The 11738-nt window shown below is 69.8% G+C and carries 12 protein-coding genes; 4 read left to right on the forward strand and 8 right to left on the reverse strand.

Annotated elements, in window-relative coordinates:
• Positions 1-202 precede the first annotated feature (202 nt).
• Positions 203-562, forward strand: coding sequence for a hypothetical protein (locus BIV24_RS02715; RefSeq protein WP_071364484.1), 360 nt, complete (start codon positions 203-205; stop codon positions 560-562).
• A 1-nt stretch (position 563) separates the two neighbouring features.
• Positions 564-992, forward strand: coding sequence for a hypothetical protein (locus BIV24_RS02720; protein WP_071364485.1), 429 nt, complete (start codon positions 564-566; stop codon positions 990-992).
• Between the two features lie 67 nt (positions 993-1059).
• On the opposite strand, the gene BIV24_RS02725 is transcribed toward BIV24_RS02720, so the two are convergent.
• From BIV24_RS02725 to BIV24_RS02735, 3 genes are all read right to left on the reverse strand, one after another.
• The gene (locus tag BIV24_RS02725; protein ID WP_071364486.1) at positions 1060-1569 is read right to left on the reverse strand and encodes a GNAT family N-acetyltransferase; all 510 of its coding nucleotides are present in this window, start codon (positions 1567-1569) and stop codon (positions 1060-1062) included.
• 45 nt (positions 1570-1614) lie between these two features.
• The gene (locus tag BIV24_RS31165; protein ID WP_079167959.1) at positions 1615-2121 is read right to left on the reverse strand and encodes an RNA polymerase sigma factor; all 507 of its coding nucleotides are present in this window, start codon (positions 2119-2121) and stop codon (positions 1615-1617) included.
• 89 nt (positions 2122-2210) lie between these two features.
• Positions 2211-3374 carry a glycerophosphodiester phosphodiesterase gene (locus BIV24_RS02735; protein ID WP_071364488.1) on the reverse strand — a complete coding sequence of 388 codons (1164 nt, stop codon included), beginning with the start codon at positions 3372-3374 and terminating at the stop codon, positions 2211-2213.
• 329 nt (positions 3375-3703) lie between these two features.
• On the opposite strand from BIV24_RS02735, the gene BIV24_RS02740 reads away from it, so the two are divergent.
• The gene (locus BIV24_RS02740) at positions 3704-4393 is read left to right on the forward strand and encodes a lysophospholipid acyltransferase family protein (RefSeq protein WP_079167963.1); all 690 of its coding nucleotides are present in this window, start codon (positions 3704-3706) and stop codon (positions 4391-4393) included.
• Positions 4394-4692: 299 nt separating this feature from the next.
• Here BIV24_RS02740 and BIV24_RS02745 read toward each other — a convergent pair whose 3' ends face one another.
• From BIV24_RS02745 to BIV24_RS02765, 5 genes are all read right to left on the reverse strand, one after another.
• Positions 4693-6255, reverse strand: a complete 1563-nt coding sequence (locus BIV24_RS02745) for an MFS transporter (protein ID WP_071364490.1) — start codon at positions 6253-6255, stop codon at positions 4693-4695.
• The gene (locus BIV24_RS02750; RefSeq protein ID WP_071364491.1) at positions 6252-6803 is read right to left on the reverse strand and encodes a TetR/AcrR family transcriptional regulator; all 552 of its coding nucleotides are present in this window, start codon (positions 6801-6803) and stop codon (positions 6252-6254) included. The genes BIV24_RS02745 and BIV24_RS02750 overlap by 4 nt, the downstream gene beginning before the upstream one ends.
• A 102-nt stretch (positions 6804-6905) precedes the next feature.
• Complete coding sequence (locus tag BIV24_RS02755) at positions 6906-7913, reverse strand: aldo/keto reductase (protein ID WP_071364492.1); 1008 nt, start codon at positions 7911-7913, stop codon at positions 6906-6908.
• A gap of 351 nt (positions 7914-8264) precedes the next feature.
• Entirely contained in the window at positions 8265-9698 is a 1434-nt protein-coding gene (gene argH, locus BIV24_RS02760) for an argininosuccinate lyase (protein ID WP_071364493.1), read from the reverse strand.
• 118 nt (positions 9699-9816) lie between these two features.
• Complete coding sequence (locus tag BIV24_RS02765) at positions 9817-11019, reverse strand: argininosuccinate synthase (protein ID WP_071364494.1); 1203 nt, start codon at positions 11017-11019, stop codon at positions 9817-9819.
• Positions 11020-11150: 131 nt separating this feature from the next.
• On the opposite strand from BIV24_RS02765, the gene BIV24_RS02770 reads away from it, so the two are divergent.
• On the forward strand, positions 11151-11738 hold the full coding sequence (locus BIV24_RS02770) for a pyridoxamine 5'-phosphate oxidase family protein (protein WP_071364495.1): 588 nt from the start codon (positions 11151-11153) through the stop codon (positions 11736-11738).

Here is an 11738-nt window from a genome sequence, read left to right on the forward strand (position 1 = left end):
ACCCCCGTTGACCAGGGATGACAAGGCCGAGAGGTCCTTCACCACCAGGTCCGCGTCCACCTCGTGGAACGGTGGGTTGTGGCCAACGCCACGGCGGCCATAACGGCGGCACGGCCGGCTGCCGACCGGGCCTCGGCCGGGCACCCGCCAGCACGCCGGGGGCGCGCGCATCGGGCCTTTTGGCCCGTAATAGGGTCGCGGCATGCTTGATGCCCTGACACTGGTGACCGGTGTCGCCGCGCTGCTCCTCGCCGCCTGGTGCGGCTGGGCGGCCTACCGTGATCAGCCCACGAAGGACTGGCACTTCATCGGCATGGCCGTGGTGACGCTGCTGGCCGTGGTCCAGCTGGTCGTCGGCATCGTCCAGCTGGCGCGCGGCGAGAAGCCGGCTCAGGGCACGACGATCTTCGTGGCGTATCTGCTCGGAGCGTTCGCGTGCGTTCCGGCGGCGGGTTTCATGTCGCTGACGGAACGCACGCGCTGGGGTTCGATCACGGTCGCGGCCGGCGGTGTGGTCCTCGCCGTGCTGCAGGTACGGCTCTATGACATCTGGGGAGGCTGAGATGACGGCGACGCAGGAGAAGCCGACGAGGACACGGCTCATCAGCGGGCCCGGCATGCTGCTCGTCTGGCTGTACGGCGTGATGGTGGTCGGGGCGGTGTCGCGCTCGGTCGTACAGATCTCGACGCAGTTCGACAAGGCCCCGCTGGCGTACTCCCTCTCGGCGGTGGCCGGCGTCGTCTACGGCTTCATCACCTACTCCCTGGTCCGCGGCGGGGAAACGGCCCGCCGGGCGGCGCGGATCTGCTGCGCCGCCGAGCTGGTCGGCGTGCTGATCGTGGGCACGTGGACCTTGGTCGAGCCGTCCGCGTTTCCCGATGCGACCGTGTGGTCCGACTACGGCATGGGGTACATCTTCATTCCCGTACTGCTGCCGCTGTCGGCCATGTACTGGCTCCGGACGCCCCGCGCGAAGCAACAGAGCGCCTGAGGACCACCGGCCCATCGCGGCCGGTCGCACGGTTCCCCGCGCGTCTTGCGGGGACCGCGCCGTCTTCTTACGCCGTCGCCGTCGCCGCGTACGTTCCCGCCGCGGCCTGCTTCTCCAGGACGATCATCGGGACGCCGTCCTCACCCTGGGTCGTGCCCACCGTCTCGTAGCCGACGCGGCGGTACAGGCGGAGGGTGCCCTCGCTGCGGTGGCCCGCACTGAGGCGGAACTTGGTTGCACCGCGCTCCTCCACCAGCGCCGCCTCCGCGGTGCGCAGCAGCCGGGCGCCGATGCCGTGCCCCTGCAGCCGCGGGTGCACGCAGAGTTTGCCGATGGACGCCGCGCCGTCCTCGGTCACGCTGCCGCGCACCGAGCCGACCACCTCGTCGCCGAGCCGGGCCACGAACACGCAGTCCGAGGCGACCTCCGCACGGACCGACTCCAGGGTCTGGACGAGCGGGGCGATACGGTAGTTGCCGTACAGCGCGGCCTCGCTCTGGAAGCACAGGTACTGCAGCCTGAAGATCTGCTCGGCGTCCCGCTCGGTCGCCACAGAGATGGTCACGCTCATGCCCATGTGTGCATGCCTCCCGCTCACCTGATCGCCGGTCGTTCCTCACTCCTATCCCCGCGGTTCCCGGGCCGCAACCTCCGCCGCCAGCAATCGACGAAGACATCCCAGGCATTTGGAACGTTTCGGCCCAAGACTGCCCTGTGAGATACCCAACTCGCCTGCGATTTCCCGGTACGTCAGGTCCTGCGGATCAAGCAGCGCCGCTATGAGGCCGGGGCAGCGGCCCGGAAGGCGGTGCACCGCCGCATACAGGGCGCGGCGGCAAGCCGCGGCGAGCGCCTGCCGCTCCGGATCGGCATCCCTGTCGTCGACGGGCTCGGAGCCGTACGGCAGTTCAAGGCGAGCAATGCGGCGGCCGCGGCGCGCCTCGGAGCGGACGGCCCGTCGCAGCCATCCCTGCGGATCGACGAGCGGCCGGTCCGTCTCCAGCCGTTCCAGGAGCCGTAGCCACACCGCCTGCTCCAGGTCGCTCGGCTCCATCCCCGACGCTGCGGCCTCCGCCGAGGCCTCGGCGGCGAGCAGCGGTCGCAGGGTCGTGAGCAGCTCGTGGGTCATATGCGGCGTGACGCGGCCGCCCCGGCGGCGGGTTGCCGGGGCGGCCGGGTGTCACCCCAACGGGGGTCCTGGCACCACGCATTGACGTCTCAGCGGCGCAGGAAGTCCTCACGGGCGAGCAGGCCGGTGTCGGCGTTGTCGGTGAAGACACCGTCGATGCCGGTCGCGAAGTACGCCTTGAAGGCGCCGAAGGCGTCCCCGTACGCCGCCGGGTCCGTGCCCTTCCTGAAGTTCGCGGGCAGGAAGGTGTTCTCGTTGCGCATGGTGTACGGGTGCAGGATCAGGCCCGCGGCGTGCGCGTCGGCGACGAGCGAGGTCGGCGTGGTGAGGTTGCCCTTCGCGTCCTTCGGGATGACCAGGTCGAGGGTCGGGCCGATGCCCTGGGCGTACGACGCGATCTCCTTGAGGCCCGCGGGCGTGACGAGGTCGGCGACCGTGCGCGGGTCGCCCGCCTCCACGAAGTCCCAGGGGCGGCTGCCGGCGTTCGACAGCAGTACGACGAGTGGGTTGCCGACGAGCGTGTTCAGGCGCTGGATACTGCTCGGCTCGAAGGACTGGATGATGACCGGCGAGTTCTTCTTGTCCTTGTTGTGCCTGCGCAGGATCTTGGCGAGCCGCTCCTCCAGGCCGAGGCCCAGCTTGCGGAAGTAGGTGGGGTGTTTGGTCTCGGGGTAGATCCACACCTGCTTGCCGCGCTTGCGGGTCTGCTCGTCCTGCCACTGGAGCACCTCTTCGAAGGTGGGGATCTCCCAGCGGCCGTTGTAGAGGGTGTTGTGCGGGCGGGTGGCCGGTATGCGCTCGATCGCGCGCAGGGTCTTCAGCTCGGCGAGGGTGAAGTCCTCGGTGAACCAGCCTGTCGTGGAGACGCCGTCCAGGACCTTGGTGGTCTTGCGGTCGGCGAACTCGGGGTGGTCGGCGACATCGGTGGTCCCGCCGATCTCCGGCTCGTGCCGGCACACGAGGTGACCGTCCTTGGTGGGCACCAGGTCACCGGCCTCCACGATGTCGGCGCCCATGTCGAGGGCCAGGTTGTAGGAGCCGAAGGTGTGCTCCGGCCGGTAGCCGCTGGCCCCGCGGTGCCCGACGATCGTCGGCACGGGCAGGCCCTTCAGTTCGCCGCCCGCCTGCCGCGCGTCCGCCCGCGCGGTACCGGACAGTCCGAGCACCGCTCCGCCCGCGCCGAACACCGCGGCTCCGAGCACCGCGCGACGGCCCGCGCCTCTCCCCTGCCCGTACGACTCCTGCGTCCCCATCAGGTTCCTTCCTCCACGCTTGGTTCGAAGCGGGTCGATGGTAGGTGCGTACGGGTGACGGCCGGAAGACGTACAACGGAACGCCCGGCGGACTCGGGCCGTCCTCCAGGAGGCGGACAACGACATACGGCACAAACAGGGGTGACGGACCGTCATCCGGGCGTAGGCGGTGTCCGCCGCGCCCGCCCGGCGGATGACGAACGCGCGGCGAACAGCACCGCGGCGGGTAAACACTCGTCCATGACACGTGTCCGCTCCGTGAACCCGATGTGCGACGTGCCGGGAACCGCGAGTATCGTCCTCAGCTGCACAGACTCATACCGCATCCCTTGACACCGGAGGGCCCGTTGTCCCGCTTCGCGCTCATCAAGGCAGTGCTCGGACCGATCATGCGCCTGATGTTCCGCCCACAGGTGGAGGGTGCGGAGCACATCCCGGCCGATGGTCCGGTCATCCTGGCCGGCAACCACCTGACGTTCATCGACTCGATCGTGCTGCCGGTGGTGACCCGGCGGCAGGTGTTCTTCATCGGCAAGGACGAGTACGTCACCGGCAAGGGCTTCAAGGGCCGTCTGATGGCCTGGTTCTTCACGGGCGTCGGCATGATCCCGGTGGACCGGGACGGCGCGAACGGCGGTGTGGCCGCGCTGATGACCGGCCGCCGGATCCTGGAGGAGGGCAAGGTCTTCGGTATCTATCCGGAGGGCACCCGCTCCCCCGACGGCCGCCTGTACCGCGGACGCACGGGCATCGCCCGCCTCACCCTGATGACCGGCGCCCCGGTCGTCCCGTTCGCGATGATCGGCACGGACAAGCTGCAGCCGGGCGGTCGCGGCATCCCGCGCCCGGGCCGGGTCACGGTCCGCTTCGGTGAGGCGATGGAGTTCTCCCGGTACGAGGGCATGGATCGCGACCGGTACGTGCTGCGTGCGGTGACCGACTCCGTGATGACGGAGGTCATGCAGTTGTCGGGACAGGAGTACGTGGACATGTACGCGACCAAGGCCAAGGCCGCCTAGTGCCGCGGCAGGCAACGTTTGCCCGTTAAGGAGCGGCGTCGTGGGGGCACCTCCCGCTCTGGGGGTCCCCCCGCTCGAGCGGAGCCGAGAGTGGGGGAGAAGCCGAGAGTGGGGAAGCGTGCTCTGGGGGTCCCCCTGCTCGAAGAGCTTGGGGGAGCGTGCCGGGCGTCGCGACGGGGCAAACGTTGCCTGTTGCGGCACTAGCACCTCCGGCCCCCTCGCCGGGTGCCCGGTGCGGGCCGGCCGGGAGAGCGACTGCCCTCACGGCCGAGCCGCACGACGCCGCAGCCCCGCCCCCCTCACGGGGCGCTCGCCAGCCTCTGCTCGCGCAGCAGGAACCACGCCGCCACCGCGGCGGCCAGCAGGACCGCCGCGCCCGCGCCGGTCGCCAGTGTCAGGCCGTCGACGAAGGCCTCGCGGGCCGACGACAACAGCGCCTGGCCGGCGGCCTCGGGCATGCCCGCCGCAGCCTCGACCGCGCCGCCCAGTGATTCGTGTGCCCCGGCCGGGGTGCCGGCCGGACCCGTGAAGTCGCGGTAGACGCCGGTCATGATCGAACCGAGCAGTGCGATACCGAGGGCGGCGCCGAGTTCATAGGCGGTCTCGGAGACCGCGGAGGCGGCACCCGCCTGTTCCTTGGGCACGTTGGAGAGGATCACGTCGGCGGTCACGGTGAACGAGAAGCCCGCGCCGACGCCCAGGACCAGCAGGGCGGCGCCGATGAACGGGTAGCCGGTGGACCGGTCGAGCAGGGTGAGGGCGGCGAGCGCCAGGCCCACCGCCGCAAGCCCACCGGAGACCACGGCCCGTACCGAGAAGCGCCGGGCCACCGCGCCCGCGACCAGGCCCGCCGCCACCGCGCCGACGGCGGCGGGCAGTTCGGCCAGACCCGCCTCGAACGGTGACCTGCCCTGGACGAGCTGCAGGTACTGCGAGAGGAAGAAGACCAGCCCGGACATGCCGAGGACGGTCAGCAGGTCCGCGAGCACGGCACCGGAGAAGCCGCGGCTGCTGAAAAGCCGCACGTCCAGCAGCGGCACCGGAACCGTCAGTTGACGGCGCACGAAGCCCCAGAGCGCAGCGGCACCGAGGACACCGACGGCCGTGGCCGGCCAGGAGAACCCGTGCGCGGCCGCCTCCTTGACGGCGTACACGATGCCGACCATGCCCACGAGCGAGAGCACGACGCTGATCAGGTCCCAAGGACCGGGGTTCGGGTTGCGGGACTCCGGCAGCGTCCTGATGCCGACGAGCACGAGGACCGCCATCACCGGCAGGTTGATCAGGAAGACCGAGCCCCACCAGAAGTGTTCGAGCAGGAAGCCGCCGACGATCGGGCCGACAGCCATACCGCCCGAAGCGGCGGCGCCCCAGATGCCGATGGCGAGGCTGCGCTCGCGCGGGTCCTGGAAGAGGTTGCGGATCAGGGCGAGCGTGGCGGGCATCAAAGTCGCGCCCGCGACACCGAGCAGCGCCCGCGCCAGGATCATCGTCTCCGCCGTCGACGCGTAGGCGTTGAGGACGGACACCGCGCCGAAGGCAGTGGCGCCGACGAGCAGGATCCGCTTGCGGCCGATGCGATCGCCGAGGCTGCCCATGGAGACGAGCAGACCGGCGATGACGAACGAGTAGATGTCACCGATCCACAGCAGCTGGGTGCCCGACGGCTTCAGGTCCTCGCTGATGTACGGGGTCGCGAGGCCGAGGACGGTCGCGTCCACGGCCACCAGCAGCACGGCAAGCACGAGGACGGAGAGCGCGAGCCACCGGCCCGGACGCTTCTCGCCCGGCGAGGCGACGCCCCCCGAGCTCTCGGCATCGCTCGAGCAGGGGGCGCCCCCGTGCTGCACGGTGCTGGTCATGGTTCCTCTCTCCGTAGTGCGCCGCCGAGCAGCAGCTCGGCGATCATGGTGGGGAAGTCTCTGGCGGCCACACGGCCGTCCAGCGTGGCCCAGGCACCCGAGGCGATCAGTCCGTAGAGCGCCTCGGTGAGCCAGACCGGGGTGAGGTCGATGCGGAACTCGCCGCTTCGCTGGCCGCGCAGGAACACCGCGCCGATCCGGTTGTCGAGCCGGATCCAGCCCTCGTTCTGCTGTTCGCCTTCCCACAGGTGGTTCTCGCCGTAGAGGAACGCGAGCAGCCCCGCGGAGGGCTGGATCTCGCGCAGGAACCTGCGTACGGCATCGCTCGCGGGTCCCTCGTCCAGCCGGGCGGCATCCAGGGCCGCCTCGCACTCGGCGATACCGAGCTCCTCCAGCGCCCTCACGAGCGCCTCGCGTCCGGCGAAATGGCGGTGCAGGGTCGCCCGGCTGATCCCGGCCCCCTTGGCGACCTCGTCCATGGTGGCGGTGGATTTCCGGGTGAGCAGTGCGGCTGCGCTGCGCAGCATGTGTTCACGGTCGACAGCCATGAGACAACCATAACCCAAGTGAGACATTAATGTCTCATCAGATACATGCGTGTCCCGTGGTCGGGTCCGCTCAGGTCCGGAAGGCCGGGTTTCCGCGCCGCCTCAGTGCCAGGGAAGCCGCCCGCGCCGCTCCCAGTACCCGTGCGGGTCCTCGGTGAGCGCGTCGAGACGGGCGAGCCGGTCCTCGGTGAGATCGACGACGGTGGCGTGCAGGTTCGAGGCGAGCTGATCGGTGGTGGCAGCGCCGGAGAGGACGACTGAGGCCCAGGGCTGCCGCAGGACGAAGGCGAGGGCGACCGCGTCGCAGCCGAGGGATGTCTCCGCAGCCACCGCCTTCAGGGGCTCCGGCGCGTAGGGGTCCGCGAGCCGCCCGTTCGCCATGCCCTCCTTGACGATCACGGTGAGCCCGGCGACGTGGGCCTCGGCGAGCGCGGGGGCGGCCGAGGTCTCCAGCACGTTGTACGTGGACTGCACGGTACGGAACAGGGGCTCGCCGCCGACCGTCACCGCGAGCGCGGCGCGGATCGCGTCGGCCTGGGCCGGGCCGCTGGTGGAGAAGCCGATCGTGACGCCCTGCGCCGCGGCCTCGGCGAGTTCGGCGTGCAGCTTCTTGTCGGTGAGGGCCGGGCTGTCCGAGGTGAGGGAGTGGATCTGGTAGAGGTCGAGGCGGTCGCCGAGCAGGGCCGCCGTCTCGGCGCGCTGCCGCTCGTACGTGGCCACGCCGTGGTCCTTGACCTCGTGCTGCTCGGCGTCGGTGCGCCAGCCGGCGGTGTAGGTGTAGCCCCACTTGCTGCCCACGACGACGTCGTCGATGTCGGGGTGGGCGCCGAGCCAGTCGGCGAGGAACTCCTCGGCGCGTCCGTACGAGCGGGCCACGTCGACGTAGCGCACACCCTGGGCGTAGGCGGCGTCGAGGAGTTCATGGGTGCGCTCGCGCAGGGCTTCGACGCTGCGGACGGGCGGGAGGTCCCGCTCGCGGCCGAGGTTGATGTAGCCGGGGCGGCCGACGGCGGCCAGGCCGAGGCCGATGTGGCAGGCGGGGGTCGTCGCCGAGGCCGTGGGGCTCCCCCCTCGAGCGAAGTCGAGAGCTTGGGGGAGGGCGAAGGGCATCGCGGGCTCCGTTCGGTCGGCTCCTTGGGGCTGGTGACCAACGTAACCCGCGCTGCCCTTCGCAAACACGGCCTGCTACCGAACACTTGCCCAGTGCTCCACCCTTCGGGGTGGAGGTGAAGGGCATCCCGTCCCTTGCGGCCCGGAGGGCCACAGCGGCATGGCTACGACTGCGTCATCCGATGACGGAGTTGTCGGATCTACCGCCGGACGGGCGGAAAGTGACGCCTGTGCAGGCCCCTGTAAGACCGATCTCCCCGGAGAGCAGCAAGGGCCGGTGAAGCAGGAACCCGAGGTGGCACCGCGTAGCGGTGCGGACCGCAATCTCCTGCCCTCGGGCAGGAGAGGACGTCAATTCTTCTGCTTCGCGGTGGCCCATGCGTGCTGGGCCGCCACGTCCGCCTTGACCTCGGCGAGTTGCACGGCGACCGCCTCGGGTGCCGTACCGCCGCGGCCGTTGCGGGAGGCGAGGGCGCCGGGGACGTTGAGGACCGACCGCACCTCGGGCGTCAGATGCGCGGAGATCTTCGCGAACTGCTCGTCCGTGAGCTCGTCCAGCTCCTTGCCCTCGGCCTCGGCGGCCTTCACGCACTCGCCGGCGACCTCGTGCGCGACACGGAACGGCACGCCCTGCTTGACCAGCCACTCGGCGATGTCGGTGGCGAGGGAGAAGCCGGCCGGGGCCAGTTCCTCCATGCGCTCGCGGTGCACGGTGAGCGTGGCCATCATGCCGGTGAAGGCGGGGAGCAGGATCTCCAGCTGGTCGATGGAGTCGAAGACCGGCTCCTTGTCCTCCTGGAGGTCGCGGTTGTACGCCAGCGGAAGGGCCTTGAGGGTGGCGAGGAGACCCGTCAGATTGCCGATCAGACGGCCGCTCTTGCCGCGGGCCAACTCCGCGATGTCCGGGTTCTTCTTCTGCGGCATGATCGACGAGCCGGTCGAGAAGGCGTCGTGGAGGGTCACGAAGGAGAACTCCTTCGTGTTCCAGATGATGACCTCCTCGGCGATCCGGGAGAGGTTGACGCCGATCATCGCGGTGATGAAGGCGAACTCGGCGACGAAGTCGCGCGAGGCCGTGCCGTCGATGGAGTTGGCCGAGCTGCCGTGCTCGAAGCCGAGGTCCTCGGCGACCGCCTCCGGGTCGAGGCCGAGGCTGCTTCCGGCGAGCGCGCCCGAGCCGTACGGGGACACGGCGGTGCGTTCGTCCCACTGGCGCAGTCGCTCGGCGTCCCGGGACAGGGCCTGGACATGAGCGAGGACATGGTGCGCGAAGAGCACCGGCTGGGCGTGCTGGAGGTGCGTGCGGCCGGGCATCGCCACGTCCGGATGGGCCTCGGCGAGTCCGATCAGCGCGTCCTGGAGTTCGGCGATCAGGCCGCCGACGATCCGGGCGTGGTCGCGCAGGTACATGCGGAAGAGGGTCGCGACCTGGTCATTGCGGGAGCGGCCGGCGCGCAGCTTGCCGCCGAGGTCGGGTCCGAGGCGCTCCAGGAGACCGCGCTCCAGGGCGGTATGGACGTCCTCGTCGGCGATGGTGCCGGTGAACTCGCCCGAGGCCACGTCCGCTTCGAGCAGGTCGAGGCCGGCCAGCATGCGCGTCAGCTCGTCGTCCGTGAGAAGCCCCGCCTTGTGCAGCACGCGCGCGTGGGCGCGGGACCCGGCGATGTCGTAGGGCGCGAGCCGCCAGTCGAAGTGGACGGACGCGGACAGCTTGGCCAGGGCCTCGGCGGGACCGTCGGCGAATCGGCCGCCCCAGAGCCGTACGTCACCGCTATTGCTGCTCACTTGAGTTGCTCCTCGGAAGATGTCTCTGTGCGACCGCCTCCCCACCCTTGCAGGTGAGGAGGCGGCTGTCAGGCTGATGCGTGCGAGGTGACCTGTACGGAGTCACGCCAGGTCTGCGTCAGGCTCCGCCTGCCAGATCACGCCGTGCCGCGATCTTCGACGACAGGCTGTAGATGTCGATGAAGCCCTTGGCCGCGGACTGGTCGAATGTGTCGCCGGTGTCGTAGGTCGCGAGGTTGAAGTCGTACAGCGACTGGTCGGACCGCCGGCCGGTGACCACCGCGCGGCCGCCGTGCAGGGTCATCCGGACGTCGCCGGAGACATGCTGGTCGGCCTCGTTGATGAAGCCGTCGAGGGCGCGCTTGAGCGGGGAGAACCACTGGCCGTCGTAGACCAGTTCGCCCCAGCGCTGCTCGACCTGCCGCTTGTAGCGGGCGAGTTCGCGCTCGACGGTGACGTTCTCCAGCTCCTGGTGGGCGGTGATCAGGGCGATCGCGCCGGGAGCCTCGTAGACCTCGCGGGACTTGATGCCCACGAGACGGTCCTCGACCATGTCGATCCGGCCGATGCCCTGGGCGCCGGCGCGCTCGTTGAGCTGCTGGATGGCCTGCAGGACGGTGACGGGCTTGCCGTCGATGACGACCGGGACGCCTTCCTTGAAGGTGATGATCACCTCGTCGGCCTCGCGAGGCTCGGCCGGGTTGGAGGTGTACTCGTAGATGTCCTCGATCGGCGCGTTCCAGATGTCCTCGAGGAAGCCGGTCTCGACGGCGCGGCCGAAGACGTTCTGGTCGATGGAGTAGGGGGACTTCTTGGTGGTCGCGATCGGGAGGTTCTTCGCCTCGCAGAACGCGATCGCCTTGTCCCGGGTCATCGCGTAGTCGCGGACCGGGGCGATGCACTTGAGGTCGGGGGCGAGGGCGACGATGCCGGCTTCGAAGCGGACCTGGTCGTTGCCCTTGCCGGTGCAGCCGTGGGCGACGGTGGTGGCGCCGTGCTTCTCGGCGGCGGCGACCAGGTGCTTGACGATGATCGGCCGGGAAAGGGCGGAGACCAGCGGGTAGCGGTCCATGTAGAGGGCGTTGGCCTTGATCGCCGGGAGGCAGTACTCGTCGGCGAACTCGTCCTTGGCGTCGGCGACCTCGGCTTCGACGGCGCCGCAGGCGAGGGCGCGCTTACGGATGACGTCCAGGTCCTCGCCGCCCTGGCCGACGTCGACCGCAACGGCAATGACCTCGGCGCCCGTCTCCTCGGCGATCCAGCCGATGGCGACGGAGGTGTCCAGACCGCCTGAATAGGCGAGTACGACGCGCTCGGTCACGGGTTTCTCCCTCACAGTGCATTCGCTGATATGCATGAGTATGCAGCGCTCTGCATGATTCGTCAATCTGAAGTGTGCGTGTCGCACATTTCCTTAGACAACCGAAAGACTCTGGTCGATAATCGTTGGCCATGGGAAAGACCTACGAGCGCCTGGACAGCAGGCTGCGTACGTTCATCGAAGCCCAGCCCCTCTTCTTCACCGCGACCGCTCCCCTGTCCGAAGACGGCACGATCAACCTCTCCCCGAAGGGGCTCAAGGGCTCCTTCGCGGTCATCGACGACCTCACCGTGGCCTACCTGGACTTCGCCGGAAGCAACGCCGAGACGATCGCGCACCTGCGGGAGAACGGCCGGATCACCCTGATGTGGTGCGCCTTCCAGGGCCCGCCGAACATCGTCCGCGTGCACGGCCGTGGCGAGCCGGTCTTCCGCGACGACCCCCGCTTCAAGGAACTGCTCACCCGTTTCCCCGACATCGACCCGGCCCCGCACGGGCTGCGCGCGATCATCGTCGTGACCGCCGAGCACATCCGGGACACCTGCGGCTACGCGGTGCCCTTCATGTCGTACGAAGAGGACCGCGATCTGCACGGCAGGCGGTTCGCGCGCGAGGACGACGCCTCCCTCAATGAGTACTTCCGGAGGAAAGAGCACGTCGAAACGAGCCTGGACGGCCTGCCCGGACTGCCATTGCCGTTGCCGCCGTCTACGGTCTGA

Origin of the sequence: Streptomyces colonosanans, from assembly GCF_001866645.1 — a bacterium.
GTDB classification, from domain to species: Bacteria; Actinomycetota; Actinomycetes; order Streptomycetales; family Streptomycetaceae; genus Streptomyces; species Streptomyces colonosanans.

What these genes read in the sequence shown, in the direction of transcription:
- BIV24_RS02755 (WP_071364492.1), bottom strand. Translation starts at nt 7,913, where the DNA reads ATGCCCTTCGCCCTCCCCCAAGCTCTCGACTTCGCTCGAGGGGGGAGC.
- BIV24_RS31165 (WP_079167959.1), bottom strand. Translation starts at nt 2,121, where the DNA reads ATGACCCACGAGCTGCTCACGACCCTGCGACCGCTGCTCGCCGCCGAG.
- BIV24_RS02745 (WP_071364490.1), bottom strand. Translation starts at nt 6,255, where the DNA reads ATGACCAGCACCGTGCAGCACGGGGGCGCCCCCTGCTCGAGCGATGCC.
- BIV24_RS02725 (WP_071364486.1), bottom strand. Translation starts at nt 1,569, where the DNA reads ATGGGCATGAGCGTGACCATCTCTGTGGCGACCGAGCGGGACGCCGAG.
- BIV24_RS02720 (WP_071364485.1), top strand. Translation starts at nt 564, where the DNA reads ATGACGGCGACGCAGGAGAAGCCGACGAGGACACGGCTCATCAGCGGG.
- BIV24_RS02715 (WP_071364484.1), top strand. Translation starts at nt 203, where the DNA reads ATGCTTGATGCCCTGACACTGGTGACCGGTGTCGCCGCGCTGCTCCTC.
- BIV24_RS02735 (WP_071364488.1), bottom strand. Translation starts at nt 3,374, where the DNA reads ATGGGGACGCAGGAGTCGTACGGGCAGGGGAGAGGCGCGGGCCGTCGC.
- BIV24_RS02750 (WP_071364491.1), bottom strand. Translation starts at nt 6,803, where the DNA reads ATGGCTGTCGACCGTGAACACATGCTGCGCAGCGCAGCCGCACTGCTC.
- BIV24_RS02770 (WP_071364495.1), top strand. Translation starts at nt 11,151, where the DNA reads ATGGGAAAGACCTACGAGCGCCTGGACAGCAGGCTGCGTACGTTCATC.